Source organism: Thalassospira sp. CH_XMU1448-2 (assembly GCF_037027285.1).
Classification (GTDB): Bacteria; Pseudomonadota; Alphaproteobacteria; order Rhodospirillales; family Thalassospiraceae; genus Thalassospira; species Thalassospira profundimaris_C.
On sequence record NZ_JAYMEA010000002.1, the window covers coordinates 19555 to 44014 of the forward strand.

At 52.9% G+C, this 24460-nt stretch carries 25 protein-coding genes; 15 read left to right on the forward strand and 10 right to left on the reverse strand.

Annotated elements, in window-relative coordinates; translation table 11 throughout:
* The first annotated feature begins 129 nt into the window (after positions 1 to 129).
* Positions 130 to 522 (forward strand): fluoride efflux transporter CrcB, encoded by a 393-nt coding sequence (gene crcB, locus WA318_RS07390; RefSeq protein WP_114098853.1) that lies wholly within the window; start codon positions 130 to 132, stop codon positions 520 to 522.
* Positions 519 to 1619 carry an RluA family pseudouridine synthase gene (locus WA318_RS07395; RefSeq protein WP_114098852.1) on the forward strand — a complete coding sequence of 367 codons (1101 nt, stop codon included), beginning with the start codon at positions 519 to 521 and terminating at the stop codon, positions 1617 to 1619. Before crcB ends, WA318_RS07395 begins: the two co-directional genes overlap by 4 nt.
* Before the next feature lie 122 nt (positions 1620 to 1741).
* On the opposite strand, the gene WA318_RS07400 is transcribed toward WA318_RS07395, so the two are convergent.
* Positions 1742 to 2002: a hypothetical protein gene (locus WA318_RS07400; protein ID WP_114098851.1), complete on the reverse strand. Its 261-nt coding sequence runs from the start codon at positions 2000 to 2002 to the stop codon at positions 1742 to 1744.
* A gap of 202 nt (positions 2003 to 2204) precedes the next feature.
* On the opposite strand from WA318_RS07400, the gene WA318_RS07405 reads away from it, so the two are divergent.
* Together WA318_RS07405 and WA318_RS07410 are read left to right on the forward strand one after the other, a co-directional pair.
* Positions 2205 to 2903, forward strand: a complete 699-nt coding sequence (locus WA318_RS07405; RefSeq protein ID WP_114098850.1) for an HAD-IA family hydrolase — start codon at positions 2205 to 2207, stop codon at positions 2901 to 2903.
* Positions 2890 to 3366 (forward strand): hypothetical protein, encoded by a 477-nt coding sequence (locus WA318_RS07410; RefSeq protein WP_336080448.1) that lies wholly within the window; start codon positions 2890 to 2892, stop codon positions 3364 to 3366. The genes WA318_RS07405 and WA318_RS07410 overlap by 14 nt, the downstream gene beginning before the upstream one ends.
* Before the next feature lie 71 nt (positions 3367 to 3437).
* Here WA318_RS07410 and WA318_RS07415 read toward each other — a convergent pair whose 3' ends face one another.
* The gene (locus WA318_RS07415; protein WP_114098848.1) at positions 3438 to 4052 is read right to left on the reverse strand and encodes an HAD family hydrolase; all 615 of its coding nucleotides are present in this window, start codon (positions 4050 to 4052) and stop codon (positions 3438 to 3440) included.
* A 261-nt stretch (positions 4053 to 4313) separates the two neighbouring features.
* Here WA318_RS07415 and WA318_RS07420 point away from each other — a divergent pair, with 261 nt between their 5' ends.
* Positions 4314 to 5138, forward strand: coding sequence for a dienelactone hydrolase family protein (locus tag WA318_RS07420; protein ID WP_114098847.1), 825 nt, complete (start codon positions 4314 to 4316; stop codon positions 5136 to 5138).
* A 79-nt stretch (positions 5139 to 5217) separates the two neighbouring features.
* Here the strand turns inward: WA318_RS07420 and WA318_RS07425 are convergent, their stop codons facing one another.
* From WA318_RS07425 to WA318_RS07435, 3 genes are all read right to left on the reverse strand, one after another.
* A complete protein-coding gene (locus tag WA318_RS07425; protein ID WP_114098846.1) occupies positions 5218 to 5988 on the reverse strand; it encodes an ABC transporter permease in 771 nt (256 codons plus the stop codon).
* A gap of 17 nt (positions 5989 to 6005) precedes the next feature.
* The gene (locus WA318_RS07430) at positions 6006 to 6800 is read right to left on the reverse strand and encodes an ABC transporter ATP-binding protein (RefSeq protein ID WP_220150327.1); all 795 of its coding nucleotides are present in this window, start codon (positions 6798 to 6800) and stop codon (positions 6006 to 6008) included.
* Between the two features lie 94 nt (positions 6801 to 6894).
* Positions 6895 to 7917 carry an ABC transporter substrate-binding protein gene (locus WA318_RS07435; RefSeq protein ID WP_114098845.1) on the reverse strand — a complete coding sequence of 341 codons (1023 nt, stop codon included), beginning with the start codon at positions 7915 to 7917 and terminating at the stop codon, positions 6895 to 6897.
* A 271-nt stretch (positions 7918 to 8188) separates the two neighbouring features.
* On the opposite strand from WA318_RS07435, the gene WA318_RS07440 reads away from it, so the two are divergent.
* The 10 genes from WA318_RS07440 to WA318_RS07485 all read left to right on the forward strand — a co-directional run bounded on the left by WA318_RS07440 (position 8189) and on the right by WA318_RS07485 (position 19254).
* Positions 8189 to 8908 (forward strand): ATP12 family chaperone protein, encoded by a 720-nt coding sequence (locus tag WA318_RS07440; protein ID WP_336080449.1) that lies wholly within the window; start codon positions 8189 to 8191, stop codon positions 8906 to 8908.
* Positions 8909 to 9174: 266 nt separating this feature from the next.
* On the forward strand, positions 9175 to 11019 hold the full coding sequence (locus tag WA318_RS07445; protein WP_336080450.1) for a sensor domain-containing protein: 1845 nt from the start codon (positions 9175 to 9177) through the stop codon (positions 11017 to 11019).
* Between the two features lie 305 nt (positions 11020 to 11324).
* Positions 11325 to 12857 (forward strand): acyl-CoA carboxylase subunit beta, encoded by a 1533-nt coding sequence (locus WA318_RS07450; protein ID WP_114098842.1) that lies wholly within the window; start codon positions 11325 to 11327, stop codon positions 12855 to 12857.
* 27 nt (positions 12858 to 12884) lie between these two features.
* Positions 12885 to 14885, forward strand: a complete 2001-nt coding sequence (gene accC / locus WA318_RS07455) for an acetyl-CoA carboxylase biotin carboxylase subunit (protein ID WP_336080451.1) — start codon at positions 12885 to 12887, stop codon at positions 14883 to 14885.
* Between the two features lie 117 nt (positions 14886 to 15002).
* On the forward strand, positions 15003 to 15533 hold the full coding sequence (locus WA318_RS07460) for a hypothetical protein (protein WP_336080452.1): 531 nt from the start codon (positions 15003 to 15005) through the stop codon (positions 15531 to 15533).
* A 26-nt stretch (positions 15534 to 15559) separates the two neighbouring features.
* Positions 15560 to 16537 carry a Kiwa anti-phage protein KwaB-like domain-containing protein gene (locus tag WA318_RS07465; protein WP_336080453.1) on the forward strand — a complete coding sequence of 326 codons (978 nt, stop codon included), beginning with the start codon at positions 15560 to 15562 and terminating at the stop codon, positions 16535 to 16537.
* A 229-nt stretch (positions 16538 to 16766) separates the two neighbouring features.
* Entirely contained in the window at positions 16767 to 17501 is a 735-nt protein-coding gene (locus WA318_RS07470; protein ID WP_336080454.1) for an HAD family hydrolase, read from the forward strand.
* Positions 17494 to 17877, forward strand: a complete 384-nt coding sequence (locus WA318_RS07475; RefSeq protein WP_336080455.1) for a DUF1244 domain-containing protein — start codon at positions 17494 to 17496, stop codon at positions 17875 to 17877. Before WA318_RS07470 ends, WA318_RS07475 begins: the two co-directional genes overlap by 8 nt.
* Before the next feature lie 30 nt (positions 17878 to 17907).
* Positions 17908 to 18222, forward strand: a complete 315-nt coding sequence (locus tag WA318_RS07480; RefSeq protein ID WP_114098838.1) for an acylphosphatase — start codon at positions 17908 to 17910, stop codon at positions 18220 to 18222.
* 177 nt (positions 18223 to 18399) lie between these two features.
* On the forward strand, positions 18400 to 19254 hold the full coding sequence (locus WA318_RS07485; protein WP_114098886.1) for a 5'-nucleotidase, lipoprotein e(P4) family: 855 nt from the start codon (positions 18400 to 18402) through the stop codon (positions 19252 to 19254).
* Positions 19255 to 19317: 63 nt separating this feature from the next.
* Here WA318_RS07485 and WA318_RS07490 read toward each other — a convergent pair whose 3' ends face one another.
* The 5 genes from WA318_RS07490 to cysQ all read right to left on the reverse strand — a co-directional run bounded on the left by WA318_RS07490 (position 19318) and on the right by cysQ (position 24382).
* Positions 19318 to 20067: a DUF4336 domain-containing protein gene (locus tag WA318_RS07490; protein ID WP_336080456.1), complete on the reverse strand. Its 750-nt coding sequence runs from the start codon at positions 20065 to 20067 to the stop codon at positions 19318 to 19320.
* A gap of 152 nt (positions 20068 to 20219) precedes the next feature.
* A complete protein-coding gene (locus WA318_RS07495) occupies positions 20220 to 20543 on the reverse strand; it encodes a hypothetical protein (RefSeq protein WP_336080457.1) in 324 nt (107 codons plus the stop codon).
* A gap of 175 nt (positions 20544 to 20718) precedes the next feature.
* Complete coding sequence (locus tag WA318_RS07500) at positions 20719 to 22131, reverse strand: FAD-binding oxidoreductase (RefSeq protein ID WP_336080458.1); 1413 nt, start codon at positions 22129 to 22131, stop codon at positions 20719 to 20721.
* A gap of 13 nt (positions 22132 to 22144) precedes the next feature.
* Positions 22145 to 23140 carry an L-threonylcarbamoyladenylate synthase gene (locus tag WA318_RS07505; protein ID WP_336080459.1) on the reverse strand — a complete coding sequence of 332 codons (996 nt, stop codon included), beginning with the start codon at positions 23138 to 23140 and terminating at the stop codon, positions 22145 to 22147.
* 426 nt (positions 23141 to 23566) lie between these two features.
* Positions 23567 to 24382: a 3'(2'),5'-bisphosphate nucleotidase CysQ gene (gene cysQ, locus WA318_RS07510; protein WP_336080460.1), complete on the reverse strand. Its 816-nt coding sequence runs from the start codon at positions 24380 to 24382 to the stop codon at positions 23567 to 23569.
* Positions 24383 to 24460: the final 78 nt, after the last annotated feature.

The following is a 24460-nucleotide window of genomic DNA, read 5'->3' on the forward strand; positions in this document are numbered from 1 at the left end:
GTACACTGAGGTCAGATAGCAGACCTGATCTGCGATCTGGTCGTAAGCGTGCCGGGGTTCTGATATTGCCTTGGGCCCATGCGGTTTTCACGCGTGACTTTTGGTGTTTGAAAGAATAGGTTCCGCGCCATGCAATTTTCACCGTTGTTTATCGCTTCCATTGCCTTGGGTGGCGCCGTTGGTGCGATCGCACGTCACAGTGTTTCTGTGATGATGGGCTCGCTTCTGGGTAATGGATTTCCCTGGGGAACGCTTACGGTCAATATCGTCGGTTCGTTTCTGATGGGCGTGCTGATCGAACTTTCGGCCCTTAAACTTTCGATGGGGCCGGAAATGCGCGCACTGCTTGTGACCGGTTTTCTTGGGGCATTTACAACCTTTTCGACTTTTTCGCTGGATGTGGCGACCCTATATGAACGAAGCAATCTTGGCCTGTCGGCCCTGTATGTGATTGTTTCTGTCGTGGTTGGTATTTCCGCACTGTTTGGCGCGATGGCGCTGGTAAGGGGTATTCTGCAATGAGTGGTGTCACTCTGCGCAAGGTCAAAGCTGACGAAGCCGATTTGCGGCTTGATCGCTGGTTCAAGCGCAATTGCCCGGAATTTACATTCGGTCAGGTTCAAAAGTTTCTGCGTGGCGGTCAGATCCGCGTCGACGGCAAACGTGCCAAGGCCAATCAGCGCGTCGAGCCGGGACAGGAAATCCGTGTCCCGCCCGTACCGGTCATGTCCGGTGGCGGGGCTGAACCATGGGCGCAGGACGGGGCCTATAACCCCGCCGAAGTCCAGCAGCGCAAACAGGCCGGACCGTCCAAGTCCGATGCCAGCGAGGCAGATCTTCAGGCCCTGCGCGATTCCGTGATTTTCTATGACGAAGTGGTTCTCGCGATCAACAAGCCTGCCGGTCTTGCCGTACAGGGCGGAACCAACACGTCGCTTCATGTTGACGGCATGCTTGATGCCCTCAAACTCGATAGCAAGGAACGTCCGAAGCTGGTTCACCGTCTTGATAAGGACACCAGCGGCGTTTTGCTGCTGGCCCGTTCGGCATCAGCAGCCCATGCCCTGACCAAGGCATTCAAGGACAAATCAACCCGCAAGCTGTATTGGGCGATTGTTGCTGGTGCACCGGCCGAACGCGAAGGTCTGATTGATGCGCCGCTTGCCAAACTCGCAGGCAAGGGCGGGGAAAAGATGGTCATCGACGAAAAGCTTGGCAAATCGGCACAAAGCGTGTTCCGTCAGCTTCATCGCGCCGGACGCAAGGCCGCTTGGCTTGCGCTGTCGCCACTGACCGGGCGGACGCACCAGCTGCGCGTTCATTGCGAGGCCATTGAATGCCCGATCCTTGGGGATGGTAAATATGGCGGGGCCAAAGCATTCCTTGATGGTTTGTCCAACCAGATGCATCTGCATGCACGTGCGATTGATTTCCCGCATCCTGTGACCGGGCATCGCGTGATCATCGAGGCACCAGTGCCGCCGCACTTTGCCGAGACCTTGAAGGCGCTCAACTTTGATCCGAAAACGCCGACCAAATTCCTGACGCCGGAAATTCACCGCGAAAAGGAAGAAAAACCAAAACCCAAGGCGAAACCGTCCCGGTCGCGCAAGAAATAACGCCGGTCTTTTGATCTGGCCTGAAACCGCGAAAAGCCGACGCAGTGCGTCGGCTTTTTCGTCCCTGTCAGAGGTCAAAACCAAAAGGCGTTGAATGACATTCGAGCTTTATCAGCGGTAAGTTAGTGTTTTCCGAAACGTTTGATGAAGGCATCATGCACCCGGTTCAGATATTGGGCATGAACCGTATTTCCCATGCGTTCACACATTTCGGCCTGACCCTTGATCATGCACGCAATACGTTTGCGACCATGTGCAGTGTGTACCATGCTTTCGCCTTCCTCCAAGGCCGATACAAGCGGGATATGCTCACACTCGGCAATCGCGAGTATTTCTTCCTCCTTCAGATCACTGAAATCGATGCAGTCACGTAGCGTGAGCACGGGTTGCCTCCGCCGTTACAAGGTCAGAAGATCATAATATCGCGTCTTTGAGGTGATCAAAAGAAGATCAAATTTTACCTGTGGTTTCCAATGCTTCGCGGGTGACTAAAAATGGTTCTGCATTGCGTTGGTCAGGGACTCGATCTTTGGTTCCGTTTGCATTAGGTTCTGGCTTTCTGAAATTCAGGATGAAAGACCACGCATGACCACCGACCCGCTCAGACTTGTTGTATTTGATTGTGACGGCACCCTTGTTGACAGCCAGCACGCGATTGCGCACTGCATGGATCATGCGTTTGCACAACATGGTCTGGATTGCCCGGGGCTTGAAAATACCCGTACGATCATCGGTCTGAGCCTGCCCGAAGCCATCACGAAGCTGGCTGCCCCCAATCGCATTGACAATGCCCTGATTGAAGCGGTGACTGCGGCTTATAAAACGGCTTTCTTTACCCTGCGCCAGACGCCTGATTTCTACGAGCCGCTTTTCCCCGGTGTGCGTGAACTTCTGGCCGAGCTTGATCGTCGTCAGTGGCTGAGCGGTGTCGCAACCGGCAAGGCGCGCCGAGGTCTTGACGCGGTACTTGCGCGCAATGAACTTGAAGGCCGGTTTGTGACTTTGCAGACCTGCGACAACCATCCGTCAAAACCCAATCCGGCGATGCTCATGGCAGCTCTTGATGAAACCGGTGTCGATGCGCCCAATGCTGTTATTGTCGGGGATACCAGCTATGATATCGAGATGGGCCGTGCTGCCGGAATGATTGCGATTGGCGTTGACTGGGGCTATCACGATGTCGAAACGCTTCACGCGTCCGGCGCACATGCCGTGATCAGCCATTTTGACGATCTGCCTGATATACTCGACAAGATCTGGGAAGACGATCGTGACGCCGCTTAAAAACCCGGAACTGGCCCCGATCAGCTTCGAGCTGGTGGTGGCGATTGACCCGCAAGACGCCTTTGATGCCTTTACCAAGGGCTTTGGCAGCTGGTGGCCAACCGACAGCCATTCGATTTCCAAAAAGGATTGTCTTGCGGTTGAGCTTGATCCCGTTGCGGGCGGCAAGATTATCGAGCGGGTAAAAGGCAAGAAAGACATCGTCTGGGGCCGGATTGAAAACTGGCAACCGGGTGAAGCCCTGTCCTTTACCTGGCACCCGGGGTGGGATGTCGGGGACTTTACCCTGATTGATGTCAGGTTTGATCTGAATGATTTCGGGCGCTGTGTGATCCGCCTTGAACACAAGGCGTGGGAAAATGTCGGTGATATCGCTCCGGCCCTGCGTGAAGGATATCTGTCGGGCTGGGAATATGTCTTCGGGGAATGCTTTGGCAATTATCTGCGCAATGGTCGCCGATAATCCCGATATCTGACCGGATCAAAATAAAGGGCACCGTTCGGGTGCCCTTTGTCATTTGTGGCGGACCATTGTTAAAACAGGCGATCTTCGATCATTTCGCGCTGCAACTTGACCGGATCGCGGAACCAGTGCGTCATGAAGCCCATTTCGCGTGCCTGCTGGATGTTCTTTTCGCTATCATCGATAAACAGTGTTTCGCGCGGATTGAGCTTGAAGCGCGCGCAGACAAGATCAAAAATCTGCGGATCTGGCTTGGCGAGTTTTTCCTGACCAGAAACCAGAATGCCTTCGAAGTGATTGAGGAACTCGAACCGTTCAAGCGCATGGGGCCAGGTTTCTGCCGACCAGTTGGTAAGGGCAAACAGACGGACCTTGTTTCTGGCCTTCAGGTCTTCGAGGATGCCGACTGTGCGTTCAATCGGGCCTTTCATCATTTCCGGCCAGCGATCATTCCATGCCGCGATCTGATCGTGGTAATGCGGATAGCGATGCTGCAAATCCGGGATGGAATTGGCAAAGCTGAGCGCACCCTTGTCATGCAAAAAATTCCAGTGCGGATGGCAGACTTCGGACAGGAACTTTTCCATTTCCGCAGGGTCGGTAAAAATCTTGCGATACAGATGGCGCGGATCCCAGTCGACAAGAACCCCACCAAGATCAAACAGGACGGTTTCGATATCGCGCATGATGTCTCCCTGCGGCAATGGCGTGTAACGGGATGGTTAAACCAGCTGTGAGGTGCAATCGCAAGCTGCAGTTTGCCAAAGTTTGGCGTGCCGACATGATCTTGTGCAGTGATGCGACCGTATTAAAGGCACCGGGCAGAATAATCTGATGTTCGGGGTTATGGCGTGGCCAGGGCGATGACATGATTGTCATTTGCCAAGACCCCGCCTTTTCGCAAAAGATGGAAATTCCACAAAACAAGAATCAGAGGAGGCTTGAACATGTGTACCCTTGATGGATGTGGTTCCCACGAAGATCTTGGTCCGCCACCCAAGGCGACAGATGAGGACCGTCGACTGTTTCTGAAGGGCGCTATTGCGCTGCCGCTTGCTGTTATTCTTGCCGACCCGATGCTGGCCCATGCCGCCGGGTCGATGCTTGAAAAAGTGACGATCACGACCCCCGAAGGCGATCAGATGGCAGCCGAGATTGCCATGCCCGCAACATTGCCTGCGCCGACTGTGATCCTGATCCACGAATGGTGGGGGCTTAATGATCAGATCCGTGCCGTTGCTGCCGAATATGCCAAACAGGGCTATATTGCGCTTGCGGTTGATCTCTATGGCAAGCCGCCAGCAACCACGCCCGATGGTGCAAAGGCGCTGATGGCGGGGCTTGATCCGGTTGTGGCGACCCGCAAATTGCAGTCATCGGTCGAATTCCTGCGCAATCACAAGGATTCAACGGGCAAGGTTGGCTCTGTTGGCTGGTGCTTTGGGGGTGGCTGGTCGCTCAATACGGCGCTTGCCACCGATATTGATGCGGCTGTGATCTATTACGGCAATGTCAAAAAGACCCCGGAACAGGTCGCAACCCTCAATGCGCCGCTTCTGGGGCATTTCGGAACCCTTGATAAAAGCATCAACAAGGCAATGGTCGACGGGTTCGAACAGTCCCTTCGAATCGCGGGTAAATCGGATTATCAGTTCTACTGGTACGAAGCCGACCATGCCTTTGCCAATCCAAGTGGTGCCCGCTATGACAGCGAAGATGCGATGCTGGCCTGGGAGCGCACCATGGCATTCTTTGGTGATCATCTGGCCTAGCCCAAAGCCACGACTTGCTATTGTATGACCAAAAAAGGCCGGGAAAATCCCGGCCTTTTTATTTGTCTGATGAATGCGATCAGATGTTCTGATTGCCGCGATTGGCCCATTTGGTCGAACGGCGCTCGATCACGTTGAATATCTCGTACATCGCAATCCCCATCACCGCGATCACCAGAAGACCGGCAAAGACCAGCGGCATGTTGAATTTCGATGACGCCGAAAGCATCAGATACCCGACCCCGACATTCGATGCCACGGTTTCAGAAATTACCGATCCGACAAAGGCCAGCGTGATCGCAACCTTAAGCGATGCAAAGAAATAGGGCATGGCACGCGGGAAGCCGACCTTGACCAGAATATCGCGACGGGTCGCGCCAAGCGAACGCAACACATCGCGCAATTCCGGCTCAAGGGTCGCCAGACCCGTCGCCACGTTGACCACAATCGGGAAGAACGAGATCAGAAATGCGGTGATGATTGCCGGAACTGTCCCGATGCCAAACCACATGACCAAAACCGGGACAAGGGCAACCTTCGGGACCGAGTTAAAGCCGACCAGAAGCGGGTTTGCCGCATCATATATCGCCCGGCTTGAGCCGACCAGCGCCCCAAGCACAACGCCAAACACAACCGCAATGGCAAAGCCGGCAAGCGTCGTATAAAGCGTGTGAACTGCATGCATCCAGATCGCTTCATGGAACTGCCAGCCGACAATGATGCTTTCGGACGGGGTTGGCAGGACATAGGGCGGAATGTTGAAGATACGGACAATCAGTTCCCACAGAACAAAAAGACCAATTGCGCTAAGCCACGGGGCTGCTTTGGAAAGGTTGAGTTTCTTTTTCATGATATCTGCCCGCCCCCTCAGGATTCTCGCACGTCACGGATGTGACTGCGCAGTTCATGGACAAGGTCGGTGAATGGCTGGGTAAAGGTGGTTTCCTGATCGCGCGGGCGGGGCAGGGTGTTTTCACGTGCCACCAGAATTTTGCCCGGACGCTTGGACATTACATAAATGGTATCAGCCAGATAGGCTGCCTCGCGCAGATCATGGGTCACCAGAATGACGGTGAAGGGACGCACCATCCAAAGGTTCTGCAAGATGTCCCACAATTCTTCGCGGGTGAAGGCATCAAGTGCCCCGAACGGTTCATCAAGCATCAAAAGATCAGGTTCATGGATCAGTGAGCGGCAAAGTGATGCACGTTGCTGCATTCCGCCCGACAGTTCCCACGGATATTTGTCTTCATGTCCCTGAAGGCCGACACTGGCCAGAAGTTTGCGCGCGCGTTCTTCATATTCGGCGCGATGCTTGCGCAGTCGGTTACGATGCGGTTTAACGATTTCCATTGGCAACAGCACGTTATCGAGCGTGGTCCGCCAGGGCAAAAGGGTCGGGTTCTGGAAAGCCATGCCAACGATCTTGAGCGGGCCACTGACTTCCTTGTTGTCGACAATGACATTGCCCTCGGATGGGGGCATCAGACCGGAAACAAGTTTAAGCAAGGAAGACTTGCCGCAGCCTGACGGGCCGACAACAGCAATAAATTCCCCCTTGTCAATTTTCATATTGGTGGTTTCAAGCGCCAGCTCGTCGCCTTCACTATAGCGCAGCCTGACATTGTTGAGTTCGACAAAGCTCTTCGACACTGCAGTCATTCCCCCTGCTTGTCTCGGTCGTTCTTATTATGGATTGGTGGTCATCAATAGAAAACCGGGGCGGATGATCGACCGCCCCGGAATGTCACGTGACTTACTTGATTTTACGGTCTTCTGCGCCCGGCATGAAAACGTCGGTGAAGACGTCACCAACGGTCGGCTTGTTTTCAAAGCCGAATGCGAGTGCGACCTGATCGATTGCCTTGGCCATACGGTCGGTTTTGACCATGCCCATGCCATTTTCAAGGGTGTCCGGGGTGACGACGTTTTCATCAATCGCCATCTGAAGGCGTTGCAGCTCCAGGGCCGGGTCGATCAGCGGATCGACTTCCTTAAGGGCCTCGATTGCCGATGCCGGGTCGGCAATTGCCGCACGCCAGCCTTTGACAACACCGCGCAGGAAACCGCGCAGTTCTTCGGCATGGTTTTCCATCATGTCAGGCGATGCAAGAAGGCCATTGCCATAGAAGTCCATACCGAAATCCTTGTATTGGAAAACGGTCAGGTCATCCTTGGTAACGCCCTGTGCCTGAAGGTTGAGGATCGAGGTGAAATAGTGGCCGGAAATCGCATCGACATCGCCACGTACCAGCATCGGTTCACGCAGCGGCGGATCCATGCTTTCCCAGGTTACGGCATCAAGTTCAAGGCCGGTTGCCGAAGCAAATGCAGGATAAAGCTTGCGCGATGCATCAAAGACCGGGGCGCCGAGTTTTTTACCAATCAGGTCTTCCGGCTTGGTGATGCCCGATTTCTTGAGCATGAACAGCGAGAAGGGCGGGCGGTCATAGACCATGAAGATCGACTTCATGGCACGATCCGGGTTCGATGCATTGAATTCAACCAGCGAGTTGATATCAGCAAGCGACACATCATAGGCACCGCTGGCAACACGGGTGATCGCACCGACCGAGCCGTTGCCCGAGTCAATGGTCACATCCAGACCTTCTTCATCGAAATAGCCATTTTTCTTGGCCAGAAGATACGGTGCTGCCGGACCTTCGAATTTCCAGTCGAGCGAGAATTTGATCGCCATTTCAGCCATGGCTGAATGTGCGCCAAGTGCAACCGCAGCACCGAGTGCTGCACCCAAGAGCCGGTTTGTAAAAGTCGTCATTTGTTAAGAAGCCTCCTGTTTTGGGTCGATTATGCCGACCCTGCAACCGAATAATCCCCTGATGACACAGCAATTCGTATGCCATGTCGCGAATGCGCCCGCTTTGTTGCGGATTTGTAATCTTCATCAAGCAGAGTAGAGTTGTTTATTATTTGGTCAATGGGGTAAATTGATCAAAAATTATACAGAAATTATTGATAATCGCCCAAACTGCAATCTGATGCGGTGAAAAGCCCTTGCACAGCGCGCTGCTTTTAGGCATATGGCGATCATGCTTACAAAAACGATCAATCGCTTCTATAAAAAAGCCGAAGCTGCTGCCGATGACAGCGGTTCGGGATGGCGCGTGCATCTTGATGGTCGCGCGGTAAAGTCACCTGCAAAGGCAGAATTCCTGCTGCCTTCTGAAATTCTGGCGCGCGAAATTGCTGCTGAATGGGATGCGCAGGGGGAAAAAGTTCAACCGGCGACCATGCCGATCATGCAACTGGCTGCAACCGCCATTGACCGGGTGCGTCCGCACCGCGATGCGGTTATCGCTGAACTTACCGGCTATGGCCGGTCTGACCTGTTATGCTATCGGGCATCATTTCCCAAGGACCTGATCGAACGTCAGGCCAGGGCATGGCAACCGCTTCTTGACTGGGCAAAGTCCGATCTTGATGTTGCGCTTGCCGTGACTGAAGGCGTAATGCCGATCAGTCAGGATGATCAATCGCTTTTGCGTTTGCAGGACCATGTAAAAAGCTTTGATGACTATCATCTGACCGCCTTGCACAGTCTGACCACGGTATCGGGTTCCGTGGTCATTGGTCTTGCCGTGATGAAGCGCGAGATCGATGCGCAGCACGCCTTTGAATGCGCGATGCTTGACGAAGAATACGCGATAGAGCAGTGGGGCGATGATGCCGAGGCCGTGGCACGATGTGAGCGCCACAAGGCAGAATTGCTGGCAACCGGCCGATATCTGGAGTTGCTGTCTGGCAGCTGACACCGGCCGAAACATTTCAGAGATTTCACAAGAAAAGGGGCAGGAAACTGCCCCTTTTCTTGTTTTGGTGTTTCGGCGCTTTTTTACACGCGTGGTTATGCTGGAAATCAATTGGTGTGCACTCTCCAATGGTATAAGTGATGGAAGTGTATTATATACCGTAGTATTAGTTTCTTTGTTCTGTCGCATGTGTGGTGGAACGTGGGTGAGGAATGAAAACAGGCCGATCAAAGCTGGTCTGGACTGATTTGAAGGCAACGATCCGAATGACGCCTGCTGCAAATATGAAAGCACAACAGAGCCAGTTACGCGGTGAAGATTCATCGCGCGATGCCGAGCGACGCTACAAGCGCCTTCTTGAAGCATTGGCCGAAGGTGTGGTTGTTCATGATGCTTCGGGCGCAATTGTCGAATTTAACCATGCGGCCCTTTCGATCCTTGGCCTCACGGCGGACGAGTTAACCGGGGTCACGCCGATTGATCCGCGATGGAATTGTGTGCATGTCGACGGATCTCCTTTTCCGGGCGAAGATCATCCGGCGGCAAAGGTTATGGCGACCCACAAAAGTCAGGCCGATATCGTGATGGGGGTTAATCAGCCAGATGGCTCGTTTTCCTGGATACGGATCAATGCCGAACCGTTATTTAGCGAAGACAACAAAAGCTTTGATGGCGTCATCGTATCCTTTGCCGATATCAACGCGGTGAAAAAGGCCGAAGTGGCCATTCAGGAACGCGAACGGCTCTATCGCCAGATGTTCAAGAATACGACAGCGGTCAATTTGCTGATTGATCCCGCTGACGGGCGTATTGTTGATGCCAGTAATGCGGCCAAGGCATTCTACGGGTTTGAGGATGACGGTCTGATCGGACGTACCATTCTTGATCTTAATGTGAATGGTAGCGGTGAAGTCAGAAAACATATTATCGATGTTCTGGAAAAGGGAGCGGCAAGTTTTGATGTGCAGCATCGGCTGGCCAACGGATCCTTGCGTGACATCCAGATCCATGCCGGCCTGATCGAACTTGACGAGCGCCAGTTTATCCATTCAACAAATTTCGATGTGACTGATCGTAAAAACTATGAGCAACAGCTGGTTGATGTGAACCATGCCCTGTCAAGCGAACGTCAACGCCTTGATGAAATCATTTGGGGGACCAATGTCGGGACCTGGGAATGGCACGTCCAGACCGGGGATGTTCGTTTTAACGAAAGATGGGCCGATATCATTGGCTATCGTCTTGAAGAGCTTGGCAATACCAGCATCGAAACATGGATTACCTATTGTCATCCGGACGATCTTGAACAGTCCAATACGCGGCTTGAACGGGTTTTTGCCAGACAGGACGAGTATTACGAATGTGAATGCCGGATGCGCCACAAGGACGGACACTGGGTCTGGGTTCTTGACCGTGGCAAGGTTGTGGAATGGGATGATGCGGGCAAGCCGCTTCGTATGTCGGGCACGCATACCGACATCACGCCGTCCAAAGCGGTTGAGGAAGAAATCAGACGTCTTGCCCAAACCGATCAGTTGACCGGTCTGGCCAACCGCTATCAGTTCAATACAATGCTTTCGCAGATTGTGCAGCTAAACCGCCGTTATAAAAAGAACGTGGTTTTGATGTTGCTCGATCTTGATTACTTCAAGGCCGTTAATGACACATACGGTCATCCGATGGGCGACAAGCTTCTGATCAGGGTTGGCGAAATCATCAAGACCCATTCGCGTGGCGCGGATGTTGTCGCCCGGCTTGGCGGGGATGAATTCGCGATTATCCTGCCGCTGATTGAAAAAGTGACCGATGCCGCAATACCGGCCAGCCGGATCATCGAGGAAATTTCAAAGCCCCATATCATTGACGGTCAGACAATCCATGTGGGCGCAAGCATCGGCATAACAACCTGTCATGATGGCGAAAGCAATCCGGAGTTGATTTACAACGATGCTGATCGGGCGCTTTATCGTGCCAAGGAATGCGGGCGGAATAAATATTGCTTCCACAAGACGGGCGTCGCGGAAAGCTGCGAAGAATGTGATAAGCTCTTGTGCGGCGACAGTTTGTCATCACTCATTCATGAGATGGCGGCAAAGCGCGAAGCATATTGATCGGGGCTGAAGAAGTTGTGCTGCCCCGGATTGTTGATGAGGGGCGGTTGCTTTTGGCGCTGCTGAACGGGTAAATCGCGGTTTCTGATGAAGCTTGCTTGCGCCCACCTCTAGACTTTAGTCCAGCTTCTTCTCACATATCACAATGACGTTAGGGAAATCAGGCCTTTGCGGTCGATTTTGGCATGAGACCAAACTGTCAAAAATAATTGGCATTCCAGTACCGAATAATGCTATTTCATTCTCAGGACGCGCACATTGGGCGAAATGTGCAAAACGCCCGTTCACAGCAAGGAAAACGCAAGATGCAAGAAATCATCGCCAAGCTCGAAGCGAAACGCGCCGAAGCCGCCATGGGTGGTGGCCAGCGACGCATTGATAATCAGCACGCCAAAGGCAAGCTCACTGCACGTGAACGTCTTGATGTGTTGCTTGATGAGGGTTCCTTCGAAGAATGGGATATGTTTGTCGAACATGATTGTGTGGATTTCGGCATGACCGAAAACCGCATCCCGGGCGATGGTGTTGTCACCGGTCACGGTACGATCAATGGTCGGCTTGTTTTTGTGTTTTCGCAGGACTTCACCGTGTTTGGCGGTGCACTTTCCGGGGCGCACGCGCGCAAGATCGGAAAGATCATGGATCAGGCGATGAAGGTCGGTGCTCCGGTCATCGGTCTGAATGATTCGGGCGGTGCCCGTATTCAGGAAGGTGTCGAAAGTCTTGCCGGTTATGCCGATGTGTTCCAGCGCAATGTCGAGGCATCGGGCGTTATTCCGCAGATTTCCCTGATCATGGGGCCCTGTGCCGGTGGCGCTGTTTACAGCCCGGCCATGACCGACTTCATCTTCATGGTCAAGGACAGCTCCTATATGTTCGTGACGGGTCCCGATGTGGTCAAGACCGTGACCCACGAGGAAGTCACCCACGAACAGCTTGGTGGTGCGTCAACGCATACATCGGTTTCGGGCGTTGCCGATCTGGCCTTTGACAATGACGTTGATCTGTTGCTGCAGACCCGTCGTTTCATGGACTTCCTGCCGCTGTGTAACAAGGAAGACCCACCCGCCCATCTGTGCGAAGACCCGATCACGCGTGATGACTTCTCGCTTGATACGCTGGTGCCTGAAAACCCCAACATGCCCTATGACATGAAGGAGCTGATTGCAAAGATCGTCGATGAGGGCGATTTCTTTGAAATTCAGCCTGACTACGCCAAAAACATCATCATTGGCATGGCGCGTATGGATGGCCGTACCGTCGGTGTTGTCGCCAACCAGCCGATGGTTCTGGCCGGTTGCCTTGATATCGACAGTTCCAAAAAGGCCGCGCGTTTTGTGCGGTTCTGCGATGCCTATAACATTCCGATTGTCACTCTTGTTGATGTGCCGGGCTTCATGCCGGGCACCGCACAGGAATATGGCGGGATCATCAAACATGGTGCCAAGCTTCTTTATGCCTATGCCGAGGCAACGGTGCCAAAAGTCACCGTAATCACGCGCAAGGCCTATGGCGGCGCCTATGACGTTATGGCGTCCAAACATCTGCGCGGTGATGTCAACTATGCCTGGCCGACCGCGGAAATTGCGGTGATGGGGCCAAAGGGGGCTGTGGAAATTATCTTCCGGTCTGACATGAATGATCCGGCCAAGATCGAAGCCCGCACCGAGGAATATCGCGAAAAATTCGCCAACCCGTTTGTCGCGGGCCGCAAGGGCTTTATCGATGATGTCATTATGCCGCACGGTACACGCCGCCGCATTTGCAAGGCGCTTGGCATGCTGCGCAACAAAGACATCAAGAACCCGGAAAAGAAACACGGCAACATTCCGTTGTAATCCGCCAAGACATATTGGGAGACATCCATGTTTTCGAAAATCCTGATTGCCAACCGCGGTGAAATTGCCTGCCGTGTGATCAAATCAGCCCGCAAGATGGGCATCAAAACCGTCGCGGTTTATTCCGATGCGGATAAAGCTGCCCTGCATGTGCAGATGGCTGACGAGGCCGTCCATATCGGTCCGGCCCCGACCAACCAGTCCTATCTGATCATCGACAAGATCATCGAAGCCTGTAAGGCAACCGGTGCCGAGGCCGTGCATCCGGGCTATGGTTTCCTGTCGGAAAATCAGGCCTTCGCCAAGGCCCTTGATGCCGCCAATATCGCCTTTATCGGCCCGCCGAATGGTGCGATTGCCGCCATGGGTGACAAGATTACATCCAAGAAAATCGCCGCGGATGCCGGGGTTTCCACGGTTCCGGGCTATATGGGCGTGATCAAGGATACCGACGAGGCCATCAAGATCGCCAACGAAATCGGCTATCCGGTGATGCTGAAAGCATCCGCGGGCGGTGGTGGCAAGGGTATGCGTATCGCGCGCAATGACGCCGAATGCCGCGAAGGGTTCGAACGTGCGACGTCGGAAGCGGCAAGCTCGTTTGGTGATGACCGTGTCTTTGTCGAAAAATTCGTTGAAGAACCGCGCCATATTGAAATTCAGGTGCTGGCCGACAAGCACGGCAATGCGATCTATCTCGGCGAGCGTGAATGTTCCATTCAGCGCCGCCACCAAAAGGTCGTTGAAGAAGCCCCGTCACCCTTTATCGATCCGGCAACCCGCAAGGCCATGGGCGAACAGGCCGTGGCACTGGCGCGTGCGGTGGATTACTGCTCGGCCGGGACCGTGGAATTCATCGTCGACAAGGACAAGAATTTCTACTTCCTTGAAATGAACACCCGTCTTCAGGTCGAACATCCGGTGACCGAACTTGTCACCGGGCAGGACCTTGTCGAATGGATGATCAGGATCGCCGACGGGCAGGAACTGACCCTTAAACAGGATGACGTAACCATGACCGGCTGGGCGATGGAAACCCGCGTCTATGCCGAAGACCCGTTCCGCGAATTCCTGCCATCTACCGGGCGTCTGGTGAAATATCAACCGCCCGCAGAAAGTGCGACGGTGCGCGTTGATACCGGCGTCTATGAAGGCGGCGAGATTTCGATGTATTACGATCCGATGGTCGCAAAACTGATCACCTATGGGGAAACCCGTGATCAGGCGATTGCCGAAATGCGTAGCGCCCTTGATGCCTATTACATCCGTGGGATTTCCCACAACATCCCGTTCCTGGCCGCTGTCATGGCCAATAAACGGTTCCAGGATGGCAATATCACCACCAACTTCATTGCCGAAGAATATCCCGACGGTTTCTCGTCTGATGATCTTCCCGATGAAGATCCTTCGACCCTGATTGTTGTCGCCGCCTACCTTAATCAGCGTTATGCCGAACGCAATTCCGGTATCACCGGGCAGGTCAGCGACCACCCGATCAAGGTTTCCGAAAGCTGGGTTGCGGTCAGCGGCGATGAGCATACCCCGTTTGATATCGAGTTTGATGGTGTTAACGGCGATTACATTGTGGCCATCGGTGATCGCAGCTATGGCGTGGTGTCGGACTGGAAAATCGGTGATCCGATGTTTGTCGGTGAAATCGATGGTGAATTGGTCTGCGTTCAGATCGATATCGAAGGTATTGGCTTCCGCCTGTCGTCAAACGGTGTTCAGCGCAGCTTCAAGGTACTTCTGCCCCGCGTGGCAGAGCTTCAGAAACTGATGCCGTTCAAGGCGCCGCCAGACATGTCTAACTTCCTGCAATCGCCGATGCCGGGTCTTTTGGTCAAGGTATCCGTGACCGAAGGCCAGACGGTTCAGCCAGGACAGGAACTTTGTATCCTCGAAGCCATGAAGATGGAAAACGTGCTGAAGGCCGAAAGCAAGGGCGTGGTCAAAAAGATCCATGCCGAGCAGGGTGCAAACCTGTCGGTCGATGCAATTATCATCGAGTTCGAAAAAGACGAATAAAAGTTAACTCCAATGTGTGACTCTAACACCTCAAGCAGCCTATGCTGCTTGAGGTGTTTTGCATTATGGATAAATCATGTTACGCTATGATTTGTTCTTGTTTTGTTCGAGATAATTATGCGATCATATTATAAGTTAGTGTTCGTTTTCTCATCTTATGCGCCCTTGTTTCTTATAGCTGGGGGGAAGTGCCTCTTTACAAAGGGAATTGATCCCATTTGGGGAACTGCTTTGTTAGGGCTAGGAGGGCTTGGATTTATTGTTGGTGGTGGACTGCTGCTATACGCATCGAAACCAAAAGAACGCTATGTTCAGTTGGAGGACATTGAGGCGGCTGATAGCGAAGTTTTAATTTATGTGCTTGGTTACCTGCCAATAATAGTCACAGCTGGATTGGATCAAGCGGATCAGGTTTTCTCAGTTTTGGCAACTTACATTGTCGTGTTTTCAATCTACATTCTGATGGATAAAGTCTACGTAAATCCTCTTTTTCTGGCCGTTGACTTTCATCTTTATCGAGCCTTTGAGACAAGAGGTCAGAACAAACGACCTGTTGTCCTTATTTCGGCATCTAAGAATATTAGTGGAAATAGAAATTTAAGGTTGAAAGAGGTTAGTGCAGTTGGGGTATACTATTACGGTAGTTAGCGCGCACAACATCTAAGGTGAATTGAATGCCCGACTTGCAAGTAGGAAAAACTCACTTTCGTGACCTGCAAAACTTGATTGAAGAAATTGCCGGTGATGTTGTCCCGCTAGTATGCACGCACTCACGGATTAAAGGTGATCTCCACGATGGGTGGAGGAGGGCTGTGCTGGAAGACGAGCTCTCCGAAAAGTTCCGGGATGAGGCTATAGAAGTGCTTCGGGGCGATGATGTGTTGGACCAAATTGAAGAATACACGTTCGACAACATGGTTGAAGGACAGATCGGATTCTGGAGTGCAGAAGATTCTGATGAAGTTGCAGCGTTCATTGATGGAATTGTGAACTCTGAAGATGCGGGGGTGCTTGATCCAAGGGATCATGCGTATTCTGAAAATCTTGATATGTTCACAATTAATGTCAATCTTGCTGGTGAGACAGTTTATTTTGTCACACGATCTTTGTCCTCTACAATCGTGAGGAAAAAGGGTTTGTCGGTTGCTTGGAATGCAGACAATCGACTGGAAGAATTCCAGGGGGATGTCTTCCACTTTATCATTCAACCTTGTGTAATCGTGTGGAGGAATTCTGTTTACATCTTCAACCGTTCAAAGTTTGAAATGATGACAGGATTGAGGGCGGCAACGATCCAGAAGTCTGTTGATGCGTTTAACTATATTACTGATGAACTGAATATAGTAATTCCAGCAAATGAAGATTTGTTGGGAGTTATCAAAGGGAAGCCTCTACTTTATCGTCGTTTGGCCTCTGCGAGTGCTAAAGGAGTTCTTGTTCGTTTGTCTAGCGCGCGAATGGTCGAGAGAATTGAAGCACTGAGTTTACCCATAGCGTATGCTCAAAACGATGATGATTTTCAGTTCAATGTCGATCACGAGGATACTAATCAAGTTAAAGAGTTTGTTTATCTGATGACCGACTATTATCTGCACTCCCCGGTAACAGACTTAGAACATCGAGCTCCTAGCACGCATGTAAATGTTAGGTAGTGAGAGTTCACAATCGTTTCTCAAAATAGCCGTCCGAGAGCAATCTCAGGCGGCTTTTCTTTTAGCCTGTGCAAACACTTCCGTTTTCAACCCCTTTCACTGTGCATTTGCGAATATTAAATACAGATAACGGGGCTTTACTGCGGGTTTGCACTGCCATATGGTCGCAAATCGAGGCTGTAATTCCCGATGAACACGGCCATCCAATAACAAGAAACGAGGCGAAAGAATGTATAAACTGATTGCTTTTGATGGCGATGATACCCTGTGGCACAACGAGCCACTTTTCCGCGAAGCGCACATTCAGTTGCGTGAAATGCTGGGCCATTATGTTGCCCCCGAACAGGTCGATGACCGCCTGTATCAGGCCGAACTGGCAAACCTGTCGATCTATGGCTACGGGATCACCGGCTTTACCCTGTCGATGATTGAAACCGCGATCGAGCTTTCTGATCGCAAGATCAGTGCAGAAGATATTCACAAACTGGCCGAGATCGGCAAATCCATGCTGCGCGCCCCGACCCGTATCATTGATGGTGCGGTCGAAGTTCTGCGCCGTTATGCGGAAAATCCACGCTACAAGGTCGTTCTGATCACCAAGGGTGATCTGATCGCACAGCAGCTTAAAATCGACCGTTCCGGGTTCGAAGACCTGTTTGACGGGATCGAGATTGTCTCGGAAAAGGATCCGCTGACCTATCGCAACATCTTTGGGCGCTATGGTGTCGAGCCCGAAGACGCGATCATGATCGGCAATTCGATGAAATCCGATATCCTGCCGGTCCTTGCGTGCGGCGGGACTGCGATCCACATTCCCTATGAAATAACCTGGGTTCATGAAATGGTCGACCAGACCGAGATTGAAAACCAGAATGTCGTGACCGCTGAAAGCATCGCTGACGTTCCGGCCATGATTGAACAACTTGAACAACACCGCACTGCTGGGAGTATGGAGCATGTCTGATTGCGCCGGTTCTGAAATGTCAACCGAGGCCGTTCTGGCCAATGGTCCGGCCGCCGACCTTGATCCGCAAACCAAGCTGGAACTCGAAGCTGCGGCCTTTCGCGGTCTTGTCCTGCATCTTCAGGACCGCAAGGATGTTCAGAATATTGATCTGATGAACCTTGCCGGTTTCTGCCGCAACTGCCTTGCCAAATGGTATCTGGCTGCTGCACGCGACCATGGCGTTGCGATGGATTATGACGGGGCGCGCGAAGTTGTCTATGGCATGACCTATGACGCATGGAAGGACAACCATCAGGCCCCGGCATCGGAAGAGCAGAAACAGAAATTCGTTGATACTGCCCATCTGCATGCAAAAATTCCGGGCGCCAAGTAACCCGGAAACGCCAAGGCGAGGGAGGTTTTCATGACCGACACACGCCCCGATCCACAGACCGGATCTGGCAACATATCTGTTCATGCCCGGATCGAGGGCAGGGTACAGGGTGTATGGTATCGCGCATGGACCGTCGAGGAAGCCCGCAAGCGCGATCTCACCGGCTGGGTGCGCAATCGCACCGATGGCACGGTAGAGGCGGTGTTTTGCGGTCCGGTCGATGTGGTGCAATCGATGATTACGGCCTGTTACGACGGGCCTCCCCATGCGCGCGTCGACAAAATTCACGAAGAACCCGCACTGGAAGACGGCTTTGACATATTTGAAAAGCGTCCCACGGCCTGAGTGAATTCCAAATATAATCACCGGTTTGGCGTTATTTTCAAACCGCTGGCAAAAGCCTTTTTCCGGCAAGAACTGGAAAAAGGCTTTTTATTTGTCGCAGTGCAGTGGCATGCTGTTGAAATCCTGTCTGCATGGTCAGCATCCATCGGGTCGGGAAATCAACAGGGAGAATATAAAATGACCTTTATCGCAAAATCATTTGGTGTGGCCGCCATTGTGGCGACCAGCGCCCTTTGTGCTTTTGGTGCACAGGCGCAGGAACCTGCACAGAATGACGGTTTGAACGGCACCCTTTGGCTTCAGACCTCGGTCGAATATAAAACGACCGCCATTTCGGTCTATGCCGGTGCGACCCGTCTGCTTGATGCGGCCATTGGCGATCACAGCTGGACCGCAGCACTTGAGCAGGACGGCAACTATATGTCCAAGCCGCCGGCAGTTATTCTGGACGTTGATGAGACGGTTCTGGACAACTCGAAATATCAGGCATGGGTTGTAACCGAGAGCACGCATTACAGCTCCAAAACCTGGGCGAAATTCGTTCATGACATGGTGTCGACCCCGACCCCGGGCGCGCTTGAATTCACCAAGGCTGCTGCGGCCAAGGGTGTGGAAGTCTTCTATGTGTCAAACCGCAAGGCACCGGAAGAAACACCGACCATCGAAAACCTGAAAAAATACGGTTTCCCCTATGCTGACGAAAAACACGTCATGTTGCGTGGTGAAGTCGAAGCATGGGGATCGAACAAAACGCCGCGTCGCAAGGCGGTTGCGGATGATTACCGTGTGATCATGCAATTTGGTGACAATTTCGGCGACTTCACCGACGAGATTGATGGTTCGATCGCAGAACGCCTTGAAGTCATGGACAAATACGCGACCTATTGGGGCGAGCGCTGGTTCATGCTGCCAAACCCGAGCTACGGCTCGTGGGAAGAAGCTGCATTTGGTGGCGATTGGAAAAAGTCGTCTGAGGTCCGTCGTCAGGACAAGCTCAATGCCATGGATCCATGGGCCGGTCCGGGCGAATAAGCCTGCGACTTTGACCATGAAACTGAAAAGGGCGTCCCGCGGGGCGCCCTTTTTGCATTCGATTTATTTCAGGACCCAGCGGAAGGCACGGTTAAGCTCTGCAACTGCATTGGTGTCGTACCAGCGCCCATGGGCAAGAATGACGCGCTTCGGGTTCCAGCCGATCATGGTTTCAACGCATTTGCGCACATGACCACGATGGCCGATAAAGGTTGCCCGCATGTCACGCGGGGCGGATCCATCCGGATCCATGGTTCCGAACAGACGCAGCATGAACCGCCAGAACGGGCTTTTGACCTTTTGCGGTTCGAAATTCTCGATCAGATCGGTCAGGATCAGGGTTTCGGAAGCGCTGTGGAAAAAGACTGCTTCGTTCAGATAGCCGCCCCGAACCAGCACCTGTTTGATGTCATCGGCCCAGTCGGGCTCGGCACTGTTAGCCAGTTCACCGTCAAAGCGTACTGATATGCCAACCGATTTGGCACGCTTGATCACGCCGGGCGCACAAAATGCCAGTGCATCCGGATAGGCCTTTTGCCAGTCAGGCAGACCGGCATAATGGATGGTGTTGGGCGCAATCAGATAGGCAACCTCACCCAGCGCATCGACCTCGGCCCGAAGCGTTTCATTGAGCCGGATTGGCGAATGGGCAAACAGTTTCCCGCTTTGAAGTCGAATGATTGTCATCCGGGTCGGGAAGGGCAGTTTAAGCCCGGCATATTGAAACCTGATCACCGGGCCATCAACAATCCAGACGCCCGGTGCAATCTGTTTGGGCGTATCAAGGGGCGCATAGGGATCGACATTGAACACAGAGAAACTTTCAGTTTAAGGTGCAATGCTTACATATCAATAGGCGCGCAAAGGAAAAACTTAGATGAGTGTATTGTATTCTCTGATTAATAAATGCCAAATTTATATCAACTTCGCTTATTTAATTTTTCCGATTTTGCTCTGTATGGCATTTAATAAGATTCAGTTGGTGTGATGGTTACTTTGTAATTTCCCATTTTATCTGACTGTCCTTTAATAGTTAGAGTTTTTCCTTTAAATGAATAATTTTGGTATGTGGGTGTGAAGTCTAGATGGTAATTGTCGCTTGTGATTTTTTTTGTTTCAACCAATGAAATGTTCCCGTGCTCCATTGTGGTGACAGACATCCATCCGTACGTATTGTCAGTTTCAAATCCATGTTTTGATTCGTATGCTACGATACATTTGAAACGTGGAGCATTGTTATTTATTCCATCCATTTTGAATAGAAATTCTTTGAAAGCATCTGCCGACATTGATTTGGCTCCGTCGCGTTGAGTTTGAGAATTTATTTTGAGTGTATTTATCTGATAAAATCAAGCAAAAGTTGCAATAGTCTGTCGCGACATAACTGAAGAGAATTAAGTGACCCTGCAAGAGCTCGAATAGATGGACGAGTTGTGTCGAAATGAGGCAGGTTTTGTTAGGTAATTACAATATCTTGCCCGGATTAAGCCTGCCATCTGGATCAATTGCCGCCTTGATCGCGTGCAGCAATTTCAGTTTTTCCACACTGGCATAATGCGCAAGCTCTTCGCGCTTAAGCTGTCCGATGCCGTGTTCGGCACTGATCGATCCGCCAAGCTCGGTGACAATATCGTGAATGACACTGTTCAGGCTTTCCCACTGCGCAAGATAGGCTTGCTTGTCCATGGTGGCGGGCTGGGTAAAGTTGAAATGGATATTGCCGTCACCCACATGGCCAAACGGGCAGGGGCGAATGCCGGGTATCAGCGCATCCGCGCTCGCCATGCCGCGTTTCAAAAGCTCGGCAACCTTTGAAACCGGCACCGATACGTCATGCTTGATTGATCCGCCTTCATAGCCTTGCGCCTCGGGGATGCCTTCGCGGATCGCCCACAGGTTTTTGCGCTGTGCTTCGGACTGCGCAAGGGTCGCATCCGTCGCAAGCCCGATCTCCACCGCCTGCGCCAACAGATCGACCAGAAGTGTTTCCAGATCATCCTTCGGGCGCGACGATGTCAGCTCGATCAAGACATGCCAGTTCGTCTTGGTCGCAAGCGGCCGCGTCAGGCCCTTAAGATAGGTCACCGACAGATCATGGGCAAAGCTGCTGATCAACTCAAACGCCGCAATCGCATCGCCGGTATGGCGGCGGGCAAGGGCCAGCAGATCAATCGCGCATTCCGGCGATGGCACGGCAAGCCATGCGGTGGCGACATGCTGGGGACGGGCAAACAGTTTAAGCGTCGCCTTGGTGATGATGCCAAGTGTACCTTCGGCGCCGATAAACAGATCGCGAAGATCATACCCGCTATTGTCCTTGCGCAGTTTGGAAAGCCCGTTCCAGATGCTGCCATCAGGCAGGACGACCTCAAGGCCAAGGCACAAATCCCGCGCATTGCCATAACGAATGACGTTCAAGCCACCGGCATTGGTCGCAAGATTGCCACCGATCTGACAGCTGCCCTCGGCCCCGAGTGATAACGGGAAAAGAAGATCATGCCTGGCACAGGCTTCCTGAATGGTTTGCAGGATCGCACCGGCTTCGACGGTCGCGGTAAAATCGCGCTCGTCAATTTCAATAATCGCGTTCATGCGCTTCAGGTTCAAAAGAACCTGTTTGGAACCGGCAACTGCCCCGCCGCATCGTCCGGTATTGCCGCCTTGCGGAACAATGGCAATGTCATGGGCGGCACAGATCGCAACCGCCTTGGCGACTTCTTCGGTACTGGCCGGAAACAGGACGATTTCCGCCTGACCTTTGAACTTGCCACGGGCCTCGGCATTATGCGGTGCCAGAACGTCAAGATCGGTGCTCCAGCCCTTGGGGCCAAGCAGGTCTTTGAGATCATTGATCGCGCCGTCTGGCAAAAAGGGCATGGCGATATCCGTGTCAGGGCGATGGATGCGGTGCGCGCGGGGCTGCGGCACGTTTCATGCGGTCATTGATCGCAAGTCCAAGTCCGCTATCGGGGATTGGCGCAATCGCAATGCCGTCAAAACGTTTCTGGTCGGCTTCATGAAGTTTGGCAAACAGATTGGCAGCCGCTTCGCGGTCATCGCCGGTTCTGGATAACCAAAGAACCGCGTCAAATCCCCTGGTGTTGCAATCGCCAAAGGCCAGAAGGATTTCATTACCATATTTGGCACTATCAGCGGTTTTTGCATCAAGGCGCACCGGCAGACCCGGCGCATAATGGCTGGTCAGCATGCCGGGGCTTTTGGGTGCGGTATCGTCGGTTTCGGCCATGATGACCGCACAGCCAAGAACCTCTGCAACCTGTTCCATGGTAATCCCGCCGGGACGCAGCATCACCACCCGATCCGTGGTCAGGTCAATGACCGTACTTTCAAGCCCGACACCACAAGGACCACCATCAAGGATCATGCTGATCGCATCGCCAAGGGAATGGGCAACATGGCCTGCTGTGGTCGGGCTGATGCGCCCGGAACGGTTCGCAGACGGGGCAGCAATCGGCCGACCGACCGCGCGCAACAATTCACGCGCCATCGGATGGGCCGGAACACGTACGGCAATGCTTGGAAGACCTGCGGTGACCAGTTCGCAGACATTACTGTCTTTTTGACGGGGCAGAACCAGTGTCAGCGCACCGGGCCAGAATGCCCCGGCCAGTTTGTCGGCGCGGGCATCAAAGACCGCATGCTTTGCCGCCGCGTCGCGGTCGGGAAAATGGCTGATCAGCGGGTTGAAGCTTGGCCGCTGCTTTGCGGCATAGATACCGGCAACCGCATCGGCATTGGTGGCATCCGCACCCAGTCCATAGACCGTCTCGGTCGGAAAGGCCACAAGTTCACCGGCGCGCAGTTTTGCTGCGGCCTGGCTAAGGGCACCTTCGGAATAGGGTCGAATGGTCAGTGCGGGTGACATGCAAGTATCCGTGAAAAGACAAGCTACTCAGATACCTAGCGACGATGCGCGCCCATGACAAGGAAGAACGCCGCACGGTTACGTGATGGCAGCCAAAAAAGAATGACATATCTGGAAGGAGTTTGGGCCCGAACAGCGCAGAGCCGCCATAAAATGGCGGCTCCAATTTACGCTCTAGCCCGATTTCGCCCCGCGGTGGTGAAACTGGACCGCGTCGCCGTTATTCCGGCGGCTATTTACGTCACCTACACTCAGTGTGGCGATACATTCTGTATATTTCAAAACACGCGAAAAGTCAATGAAACTGCGGTTTTTACGGTGGTTTTTCTGCGCCAATACAAAAGCGGCCTGTCATATGTGCGATGCACAAGGGACAAGCCGCTGATGATGCTGATGAATTCGTCCAGGTCTTTGCGTAGCGGTAAATCAGGCTTGATATTTCACCGGTACGGACGGGCTGCGCGCGATGAAGAACGGATTGCGAAAATCGTCTTTTCCATAAAGGAATCGCGATCCGTCCATATTTTCAACAACACCGCCTGCGGCTGCCAGAACGGCATGACCAGCCCCGATATCCCATTCCATGGTCGGACCCAGACGCGGGTAAAGATCGGCTTCGCCTGCGGCGACAAGGCAAAGCTTAAGCGAGCTGCCCGCCGGGCGCAGTTCCTTGACCGGAAGATCACCAAGAAAGGCCTTCATGGCTTCGGGATCGCCATGCGAACGCGACCCGACAACAACAACGCCGTCTTCTGGCATATCGCGCACGGTGATGTTGGTGATGGTCGGGTTAACATCGTCCTCGATCAGTTTCGCGCCATCCGGGCCGCCGTAGTAAAGCTTTTCAATGGCCGGGGCATAGACCACGCCCAGAATCGGCTGACCCTTGGCAATCAGGGCAATGTTGACGGTGAATTCGCCATTGCGCTTGATGAATTCCTTGGTGCCGTCCAGCGGATCAACCAGCCAGAAAAATTCCGTTTCACCATTCACATCTGGCACATCACCCTTGGCTGCTGATTCCTCGGACACGATTTTGACATCCGGGGTCAGCGCGCGCAGACCCGGAAGGATCACGGCCTCGGCGGCTTCGTCGGCCTCGGTGACCGGACTTGCATCATCCTTGGAACGGACTTCAAAATCGGTTTTGTAGATTTCCATCATGGCCGCACCGGCCTTGCGGGCAATTTCGATCAGTCCGTTTTCAAGGGCGTCGGCTTTGGCTGGCAGGGCAATGGTCATCGCGGTCTCGTGCGTTTGCGTGAATATGTTGATTGATGGGGATAGGGAATTTTCGACCCAAGGTCCAGCCTGCACATG